Source organism: Acinetobacter sp. YH01020 (assembly GCF_013420275.1).
In the GTDB taxonomy this organism is placed as follows: Bacteria; Pseudomonadota; Gammaproteobacteria; order Pseudomonadales; family Moraxellaceae; genus Acinetobacter; species Acinetobacter amyesii.
Map to the genome: position 1 here is coordinate 22,973 of NZ_VOYN01000015.1, position 22,479 is coordinate 45,451.

Annotated in this window: 24 protein-coding genes and 1 tRNA gene; 19 read left to right on the plus strand and 6 right to left on the minus strand. The window is 39.6% G+C overall.

What is annotated here, in order from left to right:
• From tmk to FTT85_RS07850, 4 genes are all read left to right on the plus strand, one after another.
• Positions 1 to 606, plus strand: coding sequence for a dTMP kinase (gene tmk / locus FTT85_RS07835; RefSeq protein ID WP_180076821.1), 606 nt, complete (start codon positions 1 to 3; stop codon positions 604 to 606).
• Between the two features lie 68 nt (positions 607 to 674).
• Positions 675 to 1,094: a PaaI family thioesterase gene (locus FTT85_RS07840; protein ID WP_180094979.1), complete on the plus strand. Its 420-nt coding sequence runs from the start codon at positions 675 to 677 to the stop codon at positions 1,092 to 1,094.
• Positions 1,095 to 1,289: 195 nt separating this feature from the next.
• Positions 1,290 to 2,258 carry a hypothetical protein gene (locus FTT85_RS07845; protein ID WP_180183260.1) on the plus strand — a complete coding sequence of 323 codons (969 nt, stop codon included), beginning with the start codon at positions 1,290 to 1,292 and terminating at the stop codon, positions 2,256 to 2,258.
• 11 nt (positions 2,259 to 2,269) lie between these two features.
• Positions 2,270 to 3,136 carry a histone deacetylase gene (locus FTT85_RS07850; RefSeq protein ID WP_180183261.1) on the plus strand — a complete coding sequence of 289 codons (867 nt, stop codon included), beginning with the start codon at positions 2,270 to 2,272 and terminating at the stop codon, positions 3,134 to 3,136.
• A 51-nt stretch (positions 3,137 to 3,187) separates the two neighbouring features.
• Here FTT85_RS07850 and nadB read toward each other — a convergent pair whose 3' ends face one another.
• Complete coding sequence (gene nadB, locus FTT85_RS07855; protein ID WP_180108010.1) at positions 3,188 to 4,834, minus strand: L-aspartate oxidase; 1,647 nt, start codon at positions 4,832 to 4,834, stop codon at positions 3,188 to 3,190.
• 228 nt (positions 4,835 to 5,062) lie between these two features.
• On the opposite strand from nadB, the gene FTT85_RS07860 reads away from it, so the two are divergent.
• The 12 genes from FTT85_RS07860 (at position 5,063) to FTT85_RS07915 (ending at position 15,284) form a co-directional block, all read left to right on the plus strand.
• Positions 5,063 to 6,445, plus strand: coding sequence for a Do family serine endopeptidase (locus FTT85_RS07860; RefSeq protein WP_111883975.1), 1,383 nt, complete (start codon positions 5,063 to 5,065; stop codon positions 6,443 to 6,445).
• 119 nt (positions 6,446 to 6,564) lie between these two features.
• Positions 6,565 to 7,014 (plus strand): thioesterase family protein, encoded by a 450-nt coding sequence (locus tag FTT85_RS07865; protein WP_180183262.1) that lies wholly within the window; start codon positions 6,565 to 6,567, stop codon positions 7,012 to 7,014.
• A 195-nt stretch (positions 7,015 to 7,209) separates the two neighbouring features.
• Positions 7,210 to 9,027: a translation elongation factor 4 gene (gene lepA / locus FTT85_RS07870; protein WP_180183263.1), complete on the plus strand. Its 1,818-nt coding sequence runs from the start codon at positions 7,210 to 7,212 to the stop codon at positions 9,025 to 9,027.
• 21 nt (positions 9,028 to 9,048) lie between these two features.
• The gene (gene lepB, locus FTT85_RS07875) at positions 9,049 to 9,876 is read left to right on the plus strand and encodes a signal peptidase I (RefSeq protein ID WP_180183264.1); all 828 of its coding nucleotides are present in this window, start codon (positions 9,049 to 9,051) and stop codon (positions 9,874 to 9,876) included.
• A gap of 20 nt (positions 9,877 to 9,896) precedes the next feature.
• Positions 9,897 to 10,268 carry a DUF4845 domain-containing protein gene (locus tag FTT85_RS07880; protein WP_180183265.1) on the plus strand — a complete coding sequence of 124 codons (372 nt, stop codon included), beginning with the start codon at positions 9,897 to 9,899 and terminating at the stop codon, positions 10,266 to 10,268.
• Positions 10,240 to 10,938, plus strand: coding sequence for a ribonuclease III (gene rnc, locus FTT85_RS07885; protein ID WP_180183266.1), 699 nt, complete (start codon positions 10,240 to 10,242; stop codon positions 10,936 to 10,938). Before FTT85_RS07880 ends, rnc begins: the two co-directional genes overlap by 29 nt.
• A complete protein-coding gene (era, locus tag FTT85_RS07890) occupies positions 10,938 to 11,966 on the plus strand; it encodes a GTPase Era (protein WP_067765139.1) in 1,029 nt (342 codons plus the stop codon). The genes rnc and era overlap by 1 nt, the downstream gene beginning before the upstream one ends.
• 31 nt (positions 11,967 to 11,997) lie before the next feature.
• A complete protein-coding gene (locus FTT85_RS07895) occupies positions 11,998 to 12,192 on the plus strand; it encodes an NF038104 family lipoprotein (protein WP_078192000.1) in 195 nt (64 codons plus the stop codon).
• Between the two features lie 8 nt (positions 12,193 to 12,200).
• On the plus strand, positions 12,201 to 12,917 hold the full coding sequence (gene recO / locus FTT85_RS07900) for a DNA repair protein RecO (protein ID WP_180059271.1): 717 nt from the start codon (positions 12,201 to 12,203) through the stop codon (positions 12,915 to 12,917).
• A gap of 9 nt (positions 12,918 to 12,926) precedes the next feature.
• Positions 12,927 to 13,652 carry a pyridoxine 5'-phosphate synthase gene (gene pdxJ / locus FTT85_RS07905; protein WP_180183267.1) on the plus strand — a complete coding sequence of 242 codons (726 nt, stop codon included), beginning with the start codon at positions 12,927 to 12,929 and terminating at the stop codon, positions 13,650 to 13,652.
• A gap of 16 nt (positions 13,653 to 13,668) precedes the next feature.
• On the plus strand, positions 13,669 to 14,322 hold the full coding sequence (locus tag FTT85_RS07910) for a tRNA-(ms[2]io[6]A)-hydroxylase (protein ID WP_180183268.1): 654 nt from the start codon (positions 13,669 to 13,671) through the stop codon (positions 14,320 to 14,322).
• Positions 14,323 to 14,459: 137 nt separating this feature from the next.
• On the plus strand, positions 14,460 to 15,284 hold the full coding sequence (locus tag FTT85_RS07915; RefSeq protein WP_180183269.1) for a DUF4198 domain-containing protein: 825 nt from the start codon (positions 14,460 to 14,462) through the stop codon (positions 15,282 to 15,284).
• Between the two features lie 62 nt (positions 15,285 to 15,346).
• On the opposite strand, the gene FTT85_RS07920 is transcribed toward FTT85_RS07915, so the two are convergent.
• Complete coding sequence (locus FTT85_RS07920) at positions 15,347 to 16,420, minus strand: hypothetical protein (protein ID WP_180183270.1); 1,074 nt, start codon at positions 16,418 to 16,420, stop codon at positions 15,347 to 15,349.
• 87 nt (positions 16,421 to 16,507) lie between these two features.
• Positions 16,508 to 16,583 (minus strand) — tRNA-Asn (locus FTT85_RS07925).
• Between the two features lie 251 nt (positions 16,584 to 16,834).
• Between FTT85_RS07925 and FTT85_RS07930 the strand changes: the two genes are divergently transcribed.
• A complete protein-coding gene (locus tag FTT85_RS07930; protein WP_180059224.1) occupies positions 16,835 to 17,293 on the plus strand; it encodes a hypothetical protein in 459 nt (152 codons plus the stop codon).
• Positions 17,294 to 17,343: 50 nt separating this feature from the next.
• Here FTT85_RS07930 and FTT85_RS07935 read toward each other — a convergent pair whose 3' ends face one another.
• Positions 17,344 to 17,784 (minus strand): PaaI family thioesterase, encoded by a 441-nt coding sequence (locus FTT85_RS07935; protein WP_180183271.1) that lies wholly within the window; start codon positions 17,782 to 17,784, stop codon positions 17,344 to 17,346.
• A 536-nt stretch (positions 17,785 to 18,320) separates the two neighbouring features.
• Between FTT85_RS07935 and FTT85_RS07940 the strand changes: the two genes are divergently transcribed.
• Positions 18,321 to 19,013 carry a DUF2711 family protein gene (locus FTT85_RS07940; RefSeq protein ID WP_180183272.1) on the plus strand — a complete coding sequence of 231 codons (693 nt, stop codon included), beginning with the start codon at positions 18,321 to 18,323 and terminating at the stop codon, positions 19,011 to 19,013.
• Between the two features lie 101 nt (positions 19,014 to 19,114).
• Here the strand turns inward: FTT85_RS07940 and FTT85_RS07945 are convergent, their stop codons facing one another.
• Together FTT85_RS07945 and map are read right to left on the minus strand one after the other, a co-directional pair.
• Positions 19,115 to 20,341 carry a pyridoxal phosphate-dependent aminotransferase gene (locus tag FTT85_RS07945; RefSeq protein ID WP_111883988.1) on the minus strand — a complete coding sequence of 409 codons (1,227 nt, stop codon included), beginning with the start codon at positions 20,339 to 20,341 and terminating at the stop codon, positions 19,115 to 19,117.
• A 268-nt stretch (positions 20,342 to 20,609) separates the two neighbouring features.
• Positions 20,610 to 21,437 (minus strand): type I methionyl aminopeptidase, encoded by an 828-nt coding sequence (map, locus tag FTT85_RS07950; RefSeq protein WP_078190315.1) that lies wholly within the window; start codon positions 21,435 to 21,437, stop codon positions 20,610 to 20,612.
• Between the two features lie 207 nt (positions 21,438 to 21,644).
• Here map and rpsB point away from each other — a divergent pair, with 207 nt between their 5' ends.
• Positions 21,645 to 22,391 (plus strand): 30S ribosomal protein S2, encoded by a 747-nt coding sequence (gene rpsB, locus FTT85_RS07955; RefSeq protein WP_078190314.1) that lies wholly within the window; start codon positions 21,645 to 21,647, stop codon positions 22,389 to 22,391.
• Positions 22,392 to 22,479 lie beyond the last annotated feature (88 nt).

Below are 22,479 nucleotides of genomic sequence, written 5' to 3' on the forward strand. Positions count from 1 at the left end.
ATGTTTATTAGCTTTGAAGGTACGGAAGGTGTGGGTAAAACTACACTCATTCGTAAATTACATGATCATTTCCAAAATTTGGGTAAAAATGTCGTACTTACACGTGAGCCGGGTGGTACACCTATGGCTGAACAAATTCGTGCATTACTTTTGGCCGTCAATCATGATGAAGCAATGAGTGATGATACAGAGTTGTTACTTATGTATGCTGCACGCGCACAGCATTTGGCGCGCGTGATTTTACCTGCATTGGCAGAAGGTAAAATCGTTTTATGTGATCGTTTTGCTGATTCGAGTTTTGCTTATCAATGTGCAGGACGTGGTTTAGATCGTGACAAGCTCAATGTCTTAAATGCAAGTTTTGTTGCGCGTATGCCAGATATTACTTTTTGGCTTGATGCACCGATTGAAACAGGAATGTTAAGAGCAAGAGAGCGTGGTGCTTTAGATCGTTTTGAGCAAGAGAAAGCAACTTTCTTTGAGAAAGTAAGATCAGGTTTTGCTGAGATTCATCAAACGCACCCTGAACGAATGAAACGCCTTGACGCAACCCAAACACCTGAGCATGTATTCCAACAGGCATTATCGCAACTACAGCAGATCTAAAATGCCATAGTATTTGTTAGGTAATTGATTTAAAAATCATTCATAGCAAAAGTTATGGATGATTTTTTATGCATGCTACAAAACAGGAGATTATCAATTTCCTTAAGACTGAATTTGCGCCAAGCTTAAAGCATTGCACTATCGTTGAAGTTGGTGAAAAGGCTGCCACTTTAATTTGGCATGTGACTGAAAAAGATTTGCGGCCTGGCAATACTGTTTCAGGCCCGACTATGATGACTTTGGCGGACTTTGCATTGTATGTGGCAATACTTGCAGAGATTGGAATTGTCGGACTTGCAGTCACCACAAGTATGAATATTAACTTTTTAAGGAAGCCTGAGGCGAATAAAGATTTGCGGGGAGAATGTCGATTACTTAAAGTCGGTAAAAGCATCATTTATGGTGAGGTGTTGGTGTATTCAGCAGGTGTGGATGAGCCTGTTGCACATATAACAGGAAGCTATTCTATTCCACCGAAGCGGCATTGAACTGAAAATATGCAGTTGATGGATTGGATTAAATGAAATTTTAGCACTCAGTCAGATTAAATTGTGTATTGGTTGGTGAATTTTCTGCGTAGTGTATTTTTATTTGCATAATTTCAAAAACTTAGTAGGAATCAATCAGCTCACAAGTGCTGTTTTAAATCTATAATTGAATCACAGATTTGATTGGTTAAATACATGACTGCTACTGCACATGAAGTTATTCGGCTCTTTCAGGAGTATACATATCCTTTGTCAGAAAAATTGACAGAAATGTTGAATGAGCATTACTCACATCAAACTGAACGGCGTGGCTGTGGCTATACCCAAGCCACACGTGTGTTAGCTGAATATATTAATGTGCCGCGTGCATCACATGAATTTCAAGATCTCAAACTTTTTGATCAATATGACACGCATGGTTTACGCAAAATTTTAGATCATAGTCGTGCTTATCATTTAGATTTGTCTAGTTGGCGTCATCTAGATTTAAATGAAAATTTAAATCAAAATATTCAGCAATTGAAACAATCCCCAGACTTTTACGAGGTTTTACAGAAAGAATTGCATTTTCAAAAAAGTTTGCGTCAAATCCAGCAACATGCAAATTTGGAAGAAAGTCAGCTTATTTGTTCCTTTATTGAAGATGTGATTTTGCCAAAATCGTCAACTGAAAACCAAATTGTTGAAGTACAAGCACTGGCTAATAAGCCAAAAGTTGGCTCTTGTCCAATGGCTGAAAATTTCTTTTTGAAAATTGCACATCGACGTGTATTACGTAGCGGTGAAATTAATATTTTTGTAGATGAATACGGTCAGCCCTTATTTATGGAAAAGTTAAATATGGGGGATAACCATTCTTGTATCAGCTTGAAACCTGTACTCATGAATGGTGTTCGTATTCCAGCGGGTTCACTTTTTTCCGTGAGTTATGATGCTGAACAATTAGTTGAAAAACGACAAAATCGTGAGTTTAAAGGTTTTGTGATTCCTTATCAGGCCATTTCTGGTTGGTGGTTTTTACGCTTAACGACTTTGGCTGTGTCGCCACAAAATCGAAAACGTGCATTCAGTACGCATTTTCAGCAGCAAGTGGATAATGGTCTGTATAGTCCAGGTACGACTGAGCTTCAGCAATTAATAGATGTGGCAATAGCGCAACTTTGAGTGTTTCCATCATGTTAGATGTATGCTTTTCGCCAAAATATTTTGCTCATACCCATACCAATAGTATGGAAAAATTATTGGCGGTTGGAACAGCTTTAGAACAATGGCAGAATATCAGAATACATGAGCCTGAGTGTATTGACGCTGAAATTTTAAGCCAAGTGCATGATCCTGTTTATGTGGACGCATTTATGACAGGGCAGCCCACTAAGCTTGCGACCTTTTCAGGTTTTAAGCCTTGGAATACTCAGCTTCGAGATGCAGTGCTGAGAATCAATGCAGGGCAGTTGATGGCAGCAGAAATGGCTTTGCAAAAAGGCATTGCAGCAAATGTTGCACAGGGTTTTCACCATGCAGTGTATGAATATGGTGGATCATTTTGCACCTTCAATGGTTTGGCTTTTGTGGCACAGCAGAATCCGAATAAAAAAATCTTTGTACTCGATTGCGATCAACATGGGGGGAATGGTACAGCTGAGTTTACTAGACGCTTAGAGAACCTTTTTAACTTTAGTATTTATGGGCTACGTTTTGGTTGTCCTACTTATGAACGTTCTTTAACTCGGCATGTGCATAAAGATCGTGGAAATTTTGCACAATATACCTTGGCCATACATGAGGGAATACAGCATGCCAAAGCATGGGGTGCAGATTTAATCATTTATCAAGCAGGAATGGATTGTCATCAAGCTGACCCATTTGGCTCATCATGGTTTAGTACCGCTTTGATACAGAAACGCGAAGAAATGGTCTTTAAATTGGCTAAACGTGCAGATATTCCGCTGATGTTTGTATTGGCTGGGGGCTATCAAAATATGAATGATCTTGTAAATCTGCACTTAGAAACTTTCAAAGCTGCACTACGTATTTATGGATAGTAAAATCGAAAAAAGCCGACATTATGTGCGGCTTTTTTTGATTTAAAAGTTTTAAGAGACTAACTCAGTATTAACTACAGGGCAATCAACCGTGAAATCGGGTGGACTTAACACCGTTTTACGTAGTTCGTCTGCTTGTTCAGGATAGTCTAAAGTGAAATGCAGACCACGAGACTCTTTACGTTCCATTGCACAGCGAACAATCATTTCTGATACCAGTACTAAGTTGCGGAGTTCAATCAGATTTTTACTGACTTGGTAATCTTGGTAATACTCGGTGATTTCACGCTTAAGCATTTCAATGCGGTGTAGGGCACGTTGGAGGCGCTTGGTTGTTCTGACAATACCCACGTAGTTCCACATGGTTTGGCGAAGCTCGTCCCAATTTTGCAAAATCACCACGTCTTCATCAGGGTTGGTCACTTGCGAGTCATCCCATTCTGGGACATGAGGCGCCTGATAAGTTCCTTGATGCTGTGCTGTGATATGTGCTGAAGCACTCATACCATAGACAAAACATTCCAGTAAGGAGTTACTCGCCATACGGTTTGCACCATGTAGGCCGGTATAAGAGGTTTCCCCAATGGCATATAGGCCTGGAATATCGGTCTGACTGTTTTCATCAACCACAACGCCACCACAGGTGTAGTGTGCTGCCGGAACCACCGGAATCATTTCTTTGGTAATATCAATACCGAGTTCCATTAAGCGTGCATACAATGTTGGGAAATGTTCTTTGACAAATTCTGCAGGTTTATGGGTGATATCAAGCCAAACATGACGGATTCCTAGACGTTTGATTTCATAATCAATAGCGCGCGCTACGATATCGCGTGGTGCTAATTCGGCACGCTCATCAAAGCGCAGCATAAAGCGTTCACCATCTGGAAGACGTAAATAGGCACCTTCGCCACGCATCGCTTCGGTAATTAAGAAAGAGCGAGCTTGAGGATGATATAAACAGGTTGGATGGAATTGGTTAAACTCCATATTGGCAACACGGCAGCCTGCACGATACGCCATGGCAATACCATCACCCGTCGCAATGTCGGGATTTGATGTATATAAATATGCTTTCATGGCACCACCACAGGCAAGGGCAGTGAAGGGTGCTAAAAAGGTATGTACTTTTTCGGTTTTTTCATCTAAAGCATACAGACCGAGAGCACGGTTTTCAGTTTCAGGATTTAATTTTTGTGCGGTGATTAAATCGATTGCAATAAAATTTTCAAAAATATGAATATTGGCTTTTTCTTGCGCACGTTCAACCAATGTTGTGGAAATAGCACGACCTGTGGCATCTGCTGCATGGATAATCCGCCGGTGAGAGTGACCACCTTCACGTGTCAGATGTAACTGTTCTTGGTCGTCTAAAGTAAATTGCACACCCTGATTCAGTAGAAAATCGACAGAAGATTTACCACCTTCAACGGTTTGTTTTACCGCTGCCATTTCACATAAATGCGCACCGGCAATCATGGTGTCATTGATATGTTGTTCAATAGAATCTGTTTTATCGAGGACGGCAGCAACACCACCTTGGGCATAATATGTACTGGCATCCGTCAGCGTCGATTTAGCTAAAACAGCAATATTAAAATGATCTGGTAACGATAGGGCTAAACTTAGGCCTGCACCGCCACTTCCCACAATAATCACATCAAATTGATGTGTCGTGTTTAAATTAGACATGTCCATCAGCTAATTTTAAAAATGTCCGATCATCACAACTGTTTTTGCCTAAAAACGCAATGACTATAAATTAACTAAATAATGAAAAATATTCATAGATCTGTAATATTTAAGGAATGTTTAAGATTGTTTATCATAAATAATCATCAAACATTTTATTACGAAGCTTAGACTTGCATTGTGATAAAAACTAACGTATTTCAAATGATAAGCACAATTGAGTGAATGCTAACAATGAATAAATCGTATTTACAAAAGGGACTTTATGCAGCTGTGTTTACGGTTGCTAGCGTACAAACGCAGGCAGCAGGTCCTGTTGATTTTTCCAATTTGGTTGAACAGGTCAGCCCAGCTGTCGTAAGCGTGAATGTGGTTAAAAAGCTCAGTCAAGAAGAGCTTTTACAGCAGCAAGTCCCAGAAATATTACGACGCTTTTTTGGTAATCAGGTCGTTATCCCGCAGCAAAAAATGCCGCAAGAAAAGACCGGTTATGGAAGCGCATTCTTTATTAGTAAAGATGGTTATCTATTAACTAATCACCATGTGGTAGAAGATGCATCGAAAGTCACCATCGTATTGAATGACCGCCGTGAAATTGATGCCACCGTTGTGGGTAGTGATGAGCGGACTGATGTGGCTTTGCTAAAGGTGAAAGGTTCAAATTTTCCAGAGCTACGCACAGGTAATGTTGACCGTTTACGTGTAGGTGAGCCAGTGTTGGCTATTGGTTCACCATTTGGTTTTGACTATTCAGCTTCGGCAGGAATCGTTAGTGCTAAAATGCGTAATATGATGGGAGAAACCTCGGTTCCATTCATTCAAACCGACGTGGCATTGAACCCGGGTAATTCTGGTGGTCCATTATTTAATCAGTCTGGTGAAGTGGTCGGGGTAAATTCTCGTATCTTTAGTGGTACAGGCGGTTATATGGGGTTATCGTTCTCGATTCCCATTGATGTTGCAATGGATGTTGCAGACCAATTAAAGAAAAACGGCAAGGTAACACGTGCTTATTTAGGCGTCATGCTACAAGATATCGATCGTAATCTTGCAGAGTCTTATAACCTTTCAAAACCAGAAGGCTCTTTGATTACTCAAGTTGCACCAAATTCACCAGCTGCAAAAGCTGGCTTTAAAGTGGGTGATGTCATTTTGAAATTTAATGGCACACCAATTTCACGTACAGGCGAACTGCTGAATTATCTTAATCGTACAGGTCCAAATCAAAGTATTCAGCTTGAAGTGCTGCGTGATGATAAACGCCAAAATATTTCAGCAACCTTGATCACAGCACCAGATGATACGCCTGCAAAAGCTGAAACGACATCTGTGAAAAAAGGTCCTGTGATTGGGGTATCAATTCGCAACTTAAACGCAGATGAATTAAAACAACTGAGTCTAAAAGGCGGTGTCTTAATTCAAGATGTACGAGCTGGTGGTATTGCTTCACAAGCGAGAATTCAGCCGGGGGATGTTGTCACCCAAGTTAATAATAAAGTCGTAAACAATGCTGAAGATTTTGTGAAAGTTATTTCTGAGTTGAAAAATGGTAGCATTGCACGTGTTTCTTTGATTCGTCAGGGACAGCGTGCGATTGTGGGCATGCGTATTCAGTAATGAGTTACTAAATGAAAACCACTCCAAGCGAGTGGTTTTTTAACTTTAGCGTTTTTGCAATTCACCCTTAGATAAAAATGGGTAGACTGTGGGCCACAATTTAAAATTTGCAGGACGCTATGAGCGATATCTTTGATTTAAAAATTACAGTTCAAGCTGAACATATCGACACATTAAATCATGTGAATAACGTGGTGTACGTCAGTTGGATGCAAGATGTCGCGACAGCACATATTGAAGCTTTGGGTTTAGGCTTAAAAGAATATATTGAATTGAAGCATGCCATGGTCGCTGTTGAGCATCATGTGCAATATCGTAAAGCAGCGCTCAAAGGTGAGGAGATTATTTTACGAACTTGGCTAAATGATATCAATGCATTGTATTCGTTTCGGCAGTATGTATTTTATCGCCCTAAAGACAAAGCGATATTATTTACAGGCAATACACAGTGGGCATGCATTGAAATTGCTACAGGCCGTCCAAAGCGCATGTCGCCAACATTTACCCAAGCTTATCAACCCATCGCAGATAGCATAAATCCGCTTGATTTTAGTGCTTATGATTTCTGATTTTTAATTGAAACCTCATACTAAAGCGAAGACTAGTTAAGTTTTACACGCAGGAAAAGTGGTTAGCATGAAAGCAATGCATTATTTTCGATACTTTGAAAAATCCATCTGCTATAATCCTCGGCAATTTCTATTCGGCTTTTGCTATGCATAAAGAATTGCATGCATAGCGCTTTTATTTTTCCAAGGTAGCCCATGGCGCAAGCTAAAAAATCTGTTGATATAAAAAACATTCGTAACTTCTCGATCATTGCGCATATCGACCATGGTAAGTCGACGCTTGCCGACCGATTTATTCAAACTTGTGGTGGCCTGCAAGATCGTGAAATGCAGGCACAGGTTCTAGATTCTATGGAATTAGAACGTGAGCGTGGTATTACGATTAAAGCTACGTCTGTGACTTTGTATTACACTCATCCTAACGGTGAAGAATACCAGCTTAACTTTATTGACACACCTGGGCACGTTGACTTTTCTTATGAAGTTTCACGTTCACTTGCTGCATGTGAAGGCGCATTATTGGTGGTCGATGCTGCACAAGGTGTAGAAGCCCAGTCTGTTGCTAACTGCTATACCGCAATTGAACAAGGTCTAGAAGTTCTACCGGTTTTAAACAAAATCGATTTGCCGCAAGCAGAGCCAGAACGTGTGATTCAAGAAATTGAAGATATTATTGGTATTGAAGCGACTGAAGCACCGACGTGTTCAGCGAAAACGGGTCTAGGCATTGAAGGTGTGCTTGAAACACTGGTGAATGTCATCCCTGCACCACAAGGCGATCGTAATGCACCTTTACAAGCCTTGATTATCGACTCTTGGTTCGATAACTATTTAGGCGTGGTTTCTTTGGTTCGTATTAAAGAAGGCCGTGTGCGTAAAGGCGATAAAATGTTGATGAAATCAACAGGTCAAACGCACATCATTACTTCAGTAGGTATTTTTAATCCGAAACACACAGAAACGGACATGCTCGAAGCAGGTGAAGTTGGTTTTGTGATTGCGGGTATTAAAGATATTTTTGGTGCTCCAGTGGGTGATACGATTACCTTGGCAACCACACCAGAAGTAGCAACATTACCGGGCTTCAAGAAAGTCAAACCACAGGTCTATGCAGGTTTGTTCCCAATCGATTCAAGTGAATTTGAACCGTTCCGTGAGGCGCTGCACAAACTGCAAATTAATGACTCAGCATTATTCTTTGAACCAGAAAGTTCAGATGCACTCGGTTTTGGTTTCCGTTGCGGCTTCTTGGGTATGCTGCACATGGAAATCGTACAAGAGCGTTTAGAGCGTGAGTATGATCTTGACCTGATTTCTTCTGCACCAACCGTAATTTATGAAGCGGTGATGAAAAATGGTCAAACCATTTATATCGATAGCCCTTCTAAAATGCCGGATGGTTCAACAGTTGAAGACTTACGTGAGCCAATTGCTGAATGTCACATCTTGGTACCGCAAGAATACTTGGGTAATGTGATGACTTTATGTGTTGAACGTCGCGGCGTTCAAAAAAATATGAAGTTTATGGCGAACCAAGTGGCCATTACGTTTGAAATTCCAATGGCTGAAGTGGTAATGGATTTCTTTGATAAGTTGAAATCATGTTCACGTGGCTTTGCATCGCTTGACTATAGCTTTGTCCGTTTTGAGAGTTCATCTCTCGTTAAGGTTGATGTGTTAATTAATGGTGAGAAGGTTGATGCCTTGGCCATGATTTGTCACCGCCAAGATGCTCGTCACCGTGGTATTGCTCTAGTTGAAAAAATGAAAGATTTGATTCCACGTCAAATGTTTGATGTGGCTATTCAAGCAGCAATTGGTGCGCAAATCATTGCACGTTCAACTGTAAAAGCGATGCGTAAAAACGTATTGGCAAAATGTTATGGTGGTGACGTGTCACGTAAGAAGAAACTTCTTGCGAAACAAAAAGAAGGTAAGAAACGTATGAAGCAAGTGGGTAGTGTTGAAATCCCACAAGAAGCGTTCCTTGCGGTATTGAAAGTAGAAAGATAATAAATAGAGGTTTATGAGCTCATGGATTTTGACTTTAATTTGATCCTTGTTCCTGCCACAGTCATTTTTTTCCTAATTTGGCTGTTGGATAAGTTTGTCTGGAAACAACGGCAGACCAAAGGTAAGGGGAATGAAAACGTCGTTATCGCGTGGGCTTATGACTTCTGGCCGATTCTAGCGATAGTTTTGGTGATGCGTTCATTCTTATATGAGCCATTTAATATTCCATCAGACTCTATGGTTCCAACTTTAGAGACAGGTGATTTTATTGTGGTGAATAAATATCAGTATGGTGTACGATTACCTATTATTAATAAAAAAATTATTGATGTTGGTGAACCTGAGCGTGGAGATGTAATTGTATTCCGTTATCCACCGCAACCAACCATTAGCTATATTAAACGTGTGGTCGGTTTACCAGGTGATCATATTATTTATGATCATGGTCAACTGAGTGTGAATGGTCAGAAAGTGGCAAAAGTTCCAGTTGAATTTAGCCGTGAAAAAGATCAACTCGATACACCTACATCGATTTATCATAAAGAAACCATGGGTAAGCATACGTTTACCATGCGTGAGCTTGACGGCGTCAATGTTGCGCGCCAAGCGCCATTTATCAACTATGTTGAAAATGGTAAATATTCAACAGAAAATGGTTTATATTGGGAAGTTAAGGTTCCTAAAGGTCACTATTTCGCGATGGGGGATAATCGTGATCAAAGTGCGGACAGTCGTTTTTGGGGCTTTGTGCCTGAAGAAAACCTCACTGGACGTGCTTTTTACAAGTGGATGCATAAGGAACCTGGTTTAAAACTGCCTTCATTTAGTCGTAATGGCAGTATTGATTAGTCTTACATCAGGAAAATAAAATGAGACATCAACGGGGAACGTCTTATATAGCAATTTTAATTGCTATTATTGGTTTTGCTTTTTTAGCTAAAGCATTAATTGCGGTTTGGGGACCGTATGTTGATGACCGTCTCGTCAACAATGAAATTGAAGCGTTAATGAAGAGCAGTCCTAAAAATATTGCTCCGAGTAAGTTTGAGTCACAAATGTCACAGCGTTTAGATATGAATGGTGTGCGTGATTTAAACTTTAAAGATATTGCTCAAGTCACTAATGTAGACGGTCTACAAGTGAAAACAGATTATGAAATAAGAAAACCTTTCTTATTGAATATTGATATTGTGTTGAAGTTCGAGAAAAGTTTTGATCAAAGCTCAGTCCAAGCTAAATGAAGCTCGTTTAGCAAGTCGTATCGGTTATCAGTTTAAACAACCTGAATTGTTACAACTGGCCTTGACCCACCGATCGGTGAGCCATAAATACAATTATGAACGCCTAGAATATCTGGGCGATTCATTGTTGGGTATGATAATTGCCAATTATCTGTACCATGCCTACCCGCATGAAAATGAAGGGCGTCTAACGCGTATGCGTGCAACACTGGTTCGTCAGGAAGCGCTAGGTAAAATTGCCAATGACTTAAAACTCAGTCAAGAATTAATCTTGAGTACAGGTGAGTTGAAATCTGGCGGTCATCATCGCGAGTCTATACTTGCGGATACCGTTGAATCGATCATTGGTGCAATCTATGTCGATTGTCAGGATTTAAAAATTCTGGAACCGATTGTTCTTAAATGGTATGTGCCATATTTAGATCATATTGAACCAACTGATCAACTGAAAGATCCTAAATCACGTTTGCAAGAGTATTTACAAGCACGTAAAAAACCTCTCCCGGTTTACGAGGTTGTAGATATTCAGGGTGATGCTCCAAACCAACATTTTAAAGTTGAATGTACAGTCGAAGGGCACCCTGTTAAATACGGTGAAGGTTCAAGCCGTCGCTTTGCTGAACAAGCTGTAGCGGCAGAAATCTTAGAAATTTTGGAGAAAAAGTCTTAATGACTACTCATTCCGATCACGTAGATGCTGATCATGAGTCGCAAGGCGACAGTAACGATTTAATTAGTCAGTTTTTTAGTGCGCAAGGCACTGAAATTCCAGCCGATTTTAAAAGTGGGTTTGTGGCCATTGTTGGTCGTCCAAACGTGGGTAAATCAACGTTGATGAACCATATTTTGGGTCAAAAACTTTCCATTACCTCTCGTAAACCACAGACCACACGTCATAAAATTGTGGGTATTGACTCACGCGAAAAATCTCAAGCGGTATTCGTAGATACCCCGGGGATGCACAAAAAAGAAGTCCGTGCCATCAATAAAATGATGAACCGTGCGGCACATTCTGCACTTCGTGATGTGAACTTAGTTTTGTTTGTGATTGATGCAGACAAATGGACACAGAATGATGATTTAGTGTTAGAAAAGCTAAAAAATGCCGATATGCCAGTGATTCTTGTGATCAATAAAATTGATACACTAGAGAATAAAAACCATGCATTACCATTGATACAAGAGCGTGCAAAATTAATGAATTTTGCAGAAATTGTTCCTGTATCAGCATTACGTGGTGCAAATTTAGATCATTTGCGCAGCACGATTGAGAAATATTTACCATTCCAACCACCACTGTATTCACTTGAGCAATTAACGGATCGTTCAGAGCGCTTCCTTGCCTCTGAAATTATTCGTGAAAAAATCATGCGTCAATTGGGGGAAGAGCTTCCTTATGATCTAACCGTTCAAATTGAGTCGTTTAAAACAGAAGAAGCAACAGTTAATCCAAAAACTGGTCGTCCTAAAGCGGCGTGTACCTATATTGATGCGACGATTTTTGTCGATCGCTCTGGTCAGAAGGCTATTGTGATTGGTGAGAAGGGTGCCAAACTGAAGAAAATCGGTATGGATGCACGTGTGGATATGGAAAAAATGTTCGAGCAAAAAATCATGCTGACACTTTGGGTGAAAGTCAAAGGTGGTTGGTCTGATGATGAACGTGCGTTGAAAAGCTTGGGTTATAGCGATATCTAATCGTTAAATAACAAACTTTGAGGGAAGAGTAATGATGAAAGTATTAGCTGTAGTGGCATGTGTTTTGTTTCTACAAGGGTGTATTCATAAAATCGTTACTGTTCCTGTCAAAGTGGCTTATAAAACCACAAAAGGCGTGGTTAAAGGTACTGCTGCAGTTGTGGGTGCAGTCATTCCAGATGGGGATGAAGATGAAGACGACAAGAAAAAGAAAGACAAGGATTAATATTTCAAATCATGCGTAATGAGATACTGCATGGTTATTTAATTCACCATCGTAAATATCGTGAAAAAAGTCATATTGTGCACTTGTTTACTCAGGAGCATGGTCGAATTGATGGTATTCTCAGGCAAACGCCACCTCCCCAGTATCAACCAATTTGCTTGCAAGCATCTGGTAAGTCCGAACTTAAAAACTTTAGTAAACTCGAAATTGTAAATCAACCGATTTTCTTTTTTGGTGATGCTTTTTTTTCAGGATTTTATCTAAATGAAGTCTTATTGAGGCTATGTCCGTTAGAGGTTGAGATGCCTGAGACATTTGCTCAATATGCACACACCTTGGAAAAACTTCAATGCATGTCTGTCCAGGCCCACCCTGATCTATTCTTACGGCAAATCCTTAGACAATTTGAGTATGTGCTGCTTGAAGAGTTGGGTTTTGCGTTGGATTTTTCAACTGATGCAAATCAACAGCAAATTCAGCCTCATGAAAATTATCAATTTCATTTAAACGAAGGTTTTCAACCTGTCATTAAAGCCTCACGTGCTACATTGTCAGGTCAACATATTTTAAGTATGTGTGATTATGAAAAAGGTGGGGAATTTAATCCTGAACAGTTACAATTACTGTCTAAGTTGTACCGACAAATGATTACTTCCTTGCTTGGCGATCGTCCATTAAAAAGTCGTCAATTGTGGATACAGAATTCTCAAACTCAACGTCATTAGGAAAGAATTATGGCAGCTTTGCTTGGTGTAAATATTGACCATGTGGCAACACTACGAAATGCACGTGGGACAACTTATCCAGATCCTGTGAATGCCGCAATTATTTGTGAGCAAGCGGGGGCGGAAGGGATTACGCTGCATTTACGTGAAGATCGTCGCCATATTAAAGATGATGATGTACGTCGTATGCGTTCTGTATTAAAAACCCATATGAATCTTGAAATGGCAGTGACCAATGAAATGGTTGAATTTGCCAAAGAGATTCAGCCGCATCATGTATGCTTTGTTCCTGAAAAGCGTGAAGAAGTCACGACTGAAGGCGGTCTAGATGTGGTTGGGCATTTTGAAGATGTAAAAAACGCGACTCAAGCACTTGCGGCGATTGGTTGCGAAGTTTCATTATTTATTGATGCTGACTTTGCTCAAATTGATGCAGCGATTGCCTGTGGTGCGCCTACGATTGAGTTGCATACAGGTGCATATGCAGATGCTGAAACACCTGAAGCGCAGAAGGCAGAGCTGGAACGTATTATTCAAGGTGCTGAATATGCCGCATCTAAAGGTTTGATTGTGAATGCTGGCCATGGCTTAAATCTTGACAATGTCACTCCGATTGCGCGCATTGCGCAAATTCATGAACTAAATATTGGTCACTCGATTATTGCTGATGCAGTGTTTATTGGATTGGCACAGTCTGTAAAACAAATGAAAGCTGCGATTAAATCTGTACGTTAATTTTTAAGTAAAGTATATGTCAAATATTGATTATGATGCCCTAATGAAGCCAGTCATTGGCTTCTTGGGGTGTGAAACACCAAAAGCATGGTTAGATGAAGCTTTAAATAATTTGGGTATCCTGATGCAGGATCATGCCAATTGTGAAAAGAAAGCAGCAAGTACAGCAATGAATTTGATGTTTCGTTATAGTTTTTTCTCGAATTTACAAATCAAACTGGCACAGCTAGTACGTGAAGAAATGCTGCACTATGAGCAAGTGCTGGAACTGATGGCAAAACGTGGTCAGGAATGGACTGCAATCAGTGCTGGTCGGTATGCAGGTGGTCTACGTAAAGAAGTGCGGACTTATGAGCCAGAAGCGTTAATTGATATCTTGGTGATCGGCGCATTTGTTGAAGCACGGTCATGTGAGCGTTTCTATGCGCTTGCACCACATGTGGATGAAGAGTTGGGGCGTTACTACCGCTATTTGCTAAAGTCTGAATCACGCCATTATGAGGACTATTTAGCATTAGCCATGGATGTGGCGACGACCAATAAGCTAAAGAACCCGAAAGAAGATATTCAGATGCGTATTGAGCATATTCGTGAAGTTGAAAAAAATCTGATTAGCAGCCCAGATGAGTTATTCCGCTTTCATAGCGGTGTGCCAGTCAAAGCAGCTTGATAAAAAGAATCCTCCAGAATGGGGGATTTTTTATACACTTAAAATAAACGATAATAAGAATTATTTACAATTGTCTTGGGTGAATCTAAAATGAAACGATCTCTATGAATAAAGCAATTTAAGTTCACCTATTTTATATGAAATTACAATTCACTTTACTCTGTTTGGCTTTGTGTACGGTTGGTCAGGCTCAAGCGCATTATCCTTATGTTGCGCCTTTAAATTATCAAACATTTAATAATCACAGTGCCATACTTTCTGGTTTTTATGACAATCCGTTTGTCTCTGAAATTGCAATTAAAAATTTTAATTTCCATGTACATACACCATCAGGTGACAAACTACATTTAGCGGATGCTGATTGGGCAAAAACTCAAACAGTCAGCAGTTATAGTTTAGAGAATAAGCAAGATGGCACGTATCGTATTCGTGGTGAAAAGCAGGGAAGTACAGCGCGTTTTGCTTACGATCAAAAGCAGTGGAAAGCGTTAATCAATGGTGTGCGTGATCCTCAAAAAACTGCGAATGCAAATGTCATTTATACAGCCGAGTTGACTAAAAATTCGCAAATCAAAAGTATTCAAACCCAAGAAATCATTGAAACTTTTGTATCACGTCGTGTAACGTCTACACAAGTGGTGAATCATTTACATGATGGTTTTGATGTGCAATTTAAAACTCATCCGAATGCCATTATGCAAAATGAGCCAGTACAACTGAAAGTGCTAGATCAGAAAAAAGCGGTTGCGGGTTTGCAGATTGAAATTTTGCAGCAAACTACGGATTACAGCCGTGAAGGAAAGGTTTATAAAACGCTTAAAACTGATCAAGATGGAAACTTAAATTTTAATCTAGCAGATCGTGGTCAGTATTTACTGAAAATTGACTATCAGCAGCCTTTTGAAATGAAGGGAGACGCATTAAAACGATATAAATATACTTTGAGTTTTAATGTGATCTAAATCGAAGGGTAGTTAAATGAGAAAAAGCTCTGCGATTTGCAGAGCTTTTTTATGAAAATGATTTAGCTATCTTTAGGTTCAAGATAAAACATCGATAAACCTATCAATAAAATTAAACTGGTTTGGGTGAAGAAGTGTTTATTAAAACCACCATAATATTGCTGCGAATAGCCTGCAATTAGTAAATAACCCGTTAAATAAAGCAATCGATAATATCGGCTCTCAAAACAATAACAGACACTTGCAAAACATAAAATCAGACAACCAATCACCATATAGTGGATATCCCAAATGATGGTGTTGATTACAAATAAAAGTGCTGAAAGTGCGCCGATAGATAAATTACGAAGGCTTTCAAACCCTTGAAAAATGTGCATCAAAGCTAAAATGAAGAGTGGCAATAGAGCAAGTGCATATTTTATTTTCATACTGTTTTGCGTCATGAGCATAAAATTTTGCTGTTTCTCCACAATGGGGTTACTACTGATGCTTAGCCTAAGCCATTGTAGGGTTAAGTGTTCAGGGATGTTGGCTTTAACTAAAAATTTGAGTGTGGCTTGTGGTGGGATAATATAATTTTCTTGGAATTCATGGCCATAAAAGATCCAGGATTTATTGGTCTCCAATGTGTGATATTGCGTATTTTTTTGAGTTGAGATGTTAAAGATTTGCCCACTTGCATTTAACCCAGCTTTCATACATGGTGTTTCTTTTTCGTGAACAATACATAACGGCAGTACCGAAATTTCAAGATCTTTTCGAGTTTGTTGCTGACCTGCAAAATCGATATGAACATACAGTTGATCAGATTGGTTTTGCAGTGTAATCGGTGTACTCGCCCAATATTGTCCTTCTGTCATCTCGTTCAATACAAATTCAGAAATTTCGGAAATAGTATTGTGATTTTGAATCTGCTGAGGTGGAATCAACCATTGTAGGTTGCTGTCAAGAAGGGTGTTCGATTCACTATTATATAAATTGGGTGGTGTTTTGAAGTGTTGTTCAATTTCACTTTCGGGTGTGCAGCTCACCAAATAAATTGCAAATGGACTGATAAAAATTAAAAGAAAAATGAATGCAGTGAGATAGTGTTTTAAGGCAGTTTTATTTGATTCAACATCAACTTGAATGAACATTTTTTTATTTTAATGACAATGACTTATAGATTATATGTAAATCATAGGCATTAAAAAAGCCCATTTAAATAAATGGGCTTTAGAATTTGGCTCTCCAACCTGGGCTCGAACCAGGGACCTGCGGATTAACAGTCCGTCGCTCTACCGACTGAGCTATTGGAGAATCTGAATGCGATTATAAGCAGATTTTGAAGAGGGTCAAGCTAAAAATACCAATATGAGGAGAAATGCGTGATAGATGTTTTTTATTTGAACAAAAAGAAGGATTTTTTAGAAAAAATTAATCTTAGGCTTGCAAAGAAAAAATTCAATTGATAGTCTGAATGTAACAACAGAGCGTTTAAACATATGTTTAAACAGTGTGGATTTAAACCCAACTTGCCAGCACTAAAATGGCTAAACAGGAGAAAGCGAATGAATACGCTGACTATTTCTCAGATTTTTTCAAACTTTTCTTTTTACCAAGAAAACTATCTTTCCATTATTAGTAACCAAGAGCAATATCAAACACCTGTGGAAGGTGCGTACGTTGACGTTTGGCCTTTGGGTCGACGTGACTTGGCATTGGGTGATTTATTACAACTGTGGTTTAGTGAAAAATGGTTGATCAACGCGCCATGTCATTTACGTTTTGAACATCAAGATGATGGTCGTCGTGTGCCTTTACAACGCAAGCAAGATTTGTATTTATACCAATTGGCAGGTAATGCGTTATCAGGCTCAAATCGTTCTAAAGTATGGTCTATTTCAGAACAACAAGAACTTCGTGTTGAGTTAGATAGTGCTTTAAAATATTACTGCTTTCAAAAGGGCAGTAATCGGATTGATCTAAGTGAAGGCCAATTAATTCGCGCCTTACATTCAGCAATTTAAGTTTGAACCATCATCTGCTCGCATTGAATTGCGAGCAGAAAAATAAAATATTAAGGACGTATAATCATGCAAGTTGCAGTTGCAGTTGCATGTGCATAAAGTTTGCCATTGTCATCAATAATTTTCCCTTCAGAAATCCCTAAATTTTTACTGATATTAATGACTGTTCCTATCGCTGTAAGTTCAACATTCTTTGGGATCGGACGACACATTTTAATATTTAAGTCGATGGTGCCATAACCCACACCAGCCTCTAATAACGTGTGAATGGCACAACCTGTCACCGAGTCGAGTACCGTAGCAGCAAAGCCACCATGCACGCCGCCAAGCGGATTTAAGTGTCGTGCATCTGCTTTAGCCTTAAAGCTAATACAGCCCTCAGATACTTCATAAGGCTGCATAGGAATAGTTTCGCTAATACTTGCAGGAGGAATTTTCCCTGCACACATGGCTTGTAGAAGTTGCAGTCCAGTCATTTCTTTTGGGTTCATTGTGCTTTTCCTTTTACTAAGTTTTTAGTTCCTTTTTGGAACTTGATTATTAATAAAACAAAAAACAGCAGATGCGTCAATTAAAGAGAATGAAATGAAGAGTCGATTTGGTAAGACTTATATGTGCAGTACGATGATAGATAGAGCTATTCGTTGCTATAAGAGAGATAGGTTTTATCAAAGTTGTCAAATGACAAGTTGTTTAGCCAATTTTGTGCTGGAAATTCCTTTTATGCTTTTGATTTATTTTGTCAAAGCTTCGAATAGCCCAAAGATATCATTCTATCGATGCTCTTTGGCGATTTAGCCTCAAGTTGTATATACCTTAGTGAAGTAGATAGACTGTGTGACGGAGAAGTGTTCAATTGTCTGTGCTGTATTTAGCCATTATCTGCAGAATGTGGTTTATCGGTGTGCCTTTGAGTTGGCATATTATTTTACCCGAAGTAATTGTCTTCGCCGGAATTGACTTGGTGGTTTGGTCTTCGGCAGGGAAAGGGTATTCTGAAAAACATGAAAATTAGAAGATATAAATCATGAAAGAAAATAATGTATTAACTCCTGAAATTTACGCCTCTTATCCTTATGATGGAAAGATTTTAGAATATTATCAGGGCGTTTTTGAATCGGTATATATCATTTTGCATCCCTTTTATAAAGCAGTCACATTGGAACTGGAACGTTATAATGTTGAAACGTGGCCTGAAAAAAATGAGTTTATCAAAGGCTGTTATCCAATTGCATGGCATGAAATTTTAAATTTGTCTGAGCTGGAGAATGTCTCTCAAATTGATGTTGCATTAAGGACGATGATTGGCGGAATTAAACAACAATATGAAAATAAAATGTGGGAAAAGCAGGTTCTTGATTTATACAAGCAGAGTGAAATTATTAATCCATGTGATGATGGGCTTATTTCGCCATTTTTAGAAAATCCGCTTTTATATGCATTGAAAGAAATCGGCTATGACTTTTTGCTGACGGTTGATGAGCATGGGATAAATCAACCGAAAAAAATGCAGATTGATTATTTGATCGCAAATGATCTGCTTGATGTATGTAATTACACTGAAGATTATCAGCTTCTATTTGCCACACATTGGGACAGTCACTGTACTTTTTTATGTTCTTCAAAAAAAATCATTGATCAGATTCTAGAAATTCACCCCTTTGAAGGATTCTTCTGTACTCCTAAAACTGAAGTCTATTGGGGACTGCATGAGATTTAAACGATGAGGCTTTTAAATCATCACAATATTAAGCCGTGAAATGTAAACCATAAAAAACCCGCGAATATCGCGGGTTTTTTTGATTTGATCTTTAGATCAAATTATTTTTCAGCAGCAATTGAAGCAATCGCAGCGTCTACGCCTTCGATTGAGTCAGCAGCTTTCTTGATACGTGCAAGTGCATCTACAAGCACTTCGTCTGCAGTTGCATAAGAAATACGCATGTAACCACCTAGACCGAACGCATCACCAGGAACTACTGCAACACCAGTTTCTTCCAATAACCATGCAGAGAATTCTGTGCAAGATTTTAAACCTTTTGCACGAATCAGTGGACGGATGTTTGCGTATGCATAGAATGCACCGTCAGCAGGAAGGCAAGTAATACCGTTGATGTCGTTCAAGCCTTTCACAACTAGGTCGTGACGGCGTTTGAATGCTTCAATCATTGGCTCAAGAACGTCTTGAGGGCCATTCAATGCAGCTTCAGCAGCAACTTGTGAAATAGAAGTTGGGTTTGAAGTTGATTGAGATTGGATTTTTTTCATCGCACCGATCAGTTTAGCAGGGCCCGCTGCGTAGCCAATACGCCAGCCAGTCATTGCATAAGCTTTAGATACACCGTTAAGAACGATTACACGGTCGTAAAGGTCTGGTGCAACTGTTGCGATGTTGTAGAATTCGTCGTCCCAACGGATTGGTTCGTACATATCATCAGAAGCAACTAAAACTTCTGGGTATTTACGTAGAACGTCAGCTAAAGCAAGTAATTCTTCTTTAGTGTAGATCATACCTGTTGGGTTAGAAGGGCTGTTTAGAACCACTAAACGAGTTTTGTCAGTGATTGCAGCTTCTAATTGAGCAGGCGTAATTTTGAAACGTTGGTCTTCACCACATTTCACGATTACAGGAGTACCTTCAGCAATGATCACCATGTCTGGGTAGCTTACCCAGTAAGGAGCAGGGATAATTACTTCGTCACCTTTGTTTAACAAAGCAAGTGCCAAGTTAAAGAAAGATTGTTTACCACCACAAGAAACCAAGATTTGGTTTGCAGCGTAATCAAGGTTATTGTCGCGTTTTAATTTAGCAATAATTGCTTTTTTAAGACCTGGAGTACCGTCAACAGCTGTATATTTAGTGAAGCCATTGTTGATAGCAGCAATTGCAGCATCTTTGATGTGTTGTGGGGTATCGAAATCCGGTTCACCTGCGCCTAAACCAATTACGTTTTTACCAGCAGCCTTCAATTCAGCAGCTTTGTTAGTAACAGCAAGTGTAGGGGACGGTTTGATGCTATTTACACGATCAGACAGACGTACGTCCACGGCAGTATTCCTTCTTATAGGGATTAAAAAATAAAAAGCACACTATCTTAGCTTAAATGCACAGTAATGGGGAGTGGCAAAATCAACAATGTGCAAAAAAGTGTGATATTCCATCCTAACCCTATAATTAAGAAAATTTACATTGAGTTACTTAAATTTTTAATCAAATTTTATGGAAAAATCTTAAAGTCACGGATAAAAAAAGGCATAAAAAAGGCCACAATATGTGTGACCTTTTTAATTAAATTTTATACTTCAAATACTTTGCTTATTGAACAAAACGCGATAAATCTTCTTCAGGGCGAGCAGTTAGCACTTCTACACCATTTTTTGTTACAAGTAGCGTGTGTTCGTACTGTGCAGACAAGCTATGATCTTTAGTCACGACAGTCCATTTATCGCCAAGAAGTTTGGTTTTCCAGTCGCCACCATTCACCATTGGTTCAATCGTGAATGTCATGCCTTCTTCTAAGATCATGCCTGTATTGGGTTGACCGTAGTGTAAAACTTGTGGTTCGTCATGGAAAACGGTACCAATACCATGACCACAATATTCACGTACAACACCAAAACGTTCTGACTCAACATATTGTTGAATAGCATTACCAATATCGCCCATGGTTGCGCCTGGTTTTACCACCGCCATACCACGGTACATGGCTTCTTGGGCAACTTTGCATAAACGGTTCGCTAAAATAGTGGTTTCACCACCGACGATATACATCATGTTGGTATCACCGTGGTAACCATCTTTAATCACAGTGACATCGATGTTTAAAATGTCACCTTTTTTTAACTTTTTGCTTTCAGATGGAATACCGTGACACACCACATGGTTCACTGAAGTACAGATAACGTGCTGAAATGCTGGACGACCCGGCGCAGCGCCATAACCTAGACATGCAGGAATAGCTTCTTGTTTATTGACAATATAGTCATGACAAATCGTATCAAGTTCGAGGGTAGTCACACCTGGAACAATATGCGGTTTGATCATATCCAAAACTTCTGCCGCCAGTCGACCCGCGACGCGCATTTTTTCAATTTCGTCAGGAGTTTTAATTAATCGACGTGGAGCTTCGTAAGTACTGTTCATGATCTCTAAAAACTTTTGGAAATTTGTATGTGACTATGGTATAAATAGCCGCCCATTTTATCAAATGCTTTTTCGTGAATATCTTTCACGAGCTTTGTGCGATGGGGCAATAAAATCCGCACATATATCGACACATTTCTCTGGGTGCCTTTTTAGGTGGAGAATGCGGGTATATGGAGGCCTAACCCAAACTTTAAGGTAAAGAAAATGGCAGATTACAACGTAAGCATGCGCGACCTTCTTCAAGCAGGCGCACACTTCGGTCACCAAACACGTTTTTGGAATCCAAAAATGCGCGAATACATCTTCGGCGCGCGCAACAAAATTCACATCATCAACCTTGAGCACACTGTTCCTGCGTTAAATGATGCTTTGAACTTTGCTAACAACTTGGCTAGCAAAAAGAACAAAGTTTTGTTCGTTGGTACAAAACGTGCAGCTTCTGCAATCATCCGTGAACAAGCTCAACGTGCAGGTCAACCATATGTTGATCACCGCTGGTTGGGTGGTATGTTGACTAACTGGAAAACTCTTCGCCAGTCAATCAACCGTCTAAAAGACCTTCAAACTCAATCTACTGACGGTACTTTCGCTAAACTTACTAAACGTGAAGCTTTAGAACGTACTCGTGAGATGGAAAAACTTGAACGCGCTCTTGGCGGCGTTAAAAACATGGGTGGTTTACCTGACGCATTATTCGTAATCGATGTTGATCACGAAGCAATTGCTATTAAAGAAGCTAAAAACCTTGGTATTCCTGTTATCGGTATCGTTGATACAAACTCTAACCCAGACAACGTAGACTACGTTATTCCTGGTAACGACGATGCGATCCGTGCAGTTACTCTTTACGCTTCTGCTATGGCTGATGCGATTCTTGCTGGTAAAGAATATGCTCAATCACAAGCAAATGCACAAGCTAAAGGCGAAGAAGCTCCTGCTTCTGAGGCTTAATGCGTTTGACGTAAGCTTGTCATTTTTGCGACACGTGATGGTGGCAAAGTAAGCGTCATGTATGCAGACGGCCCAAGAGACAGCTCTG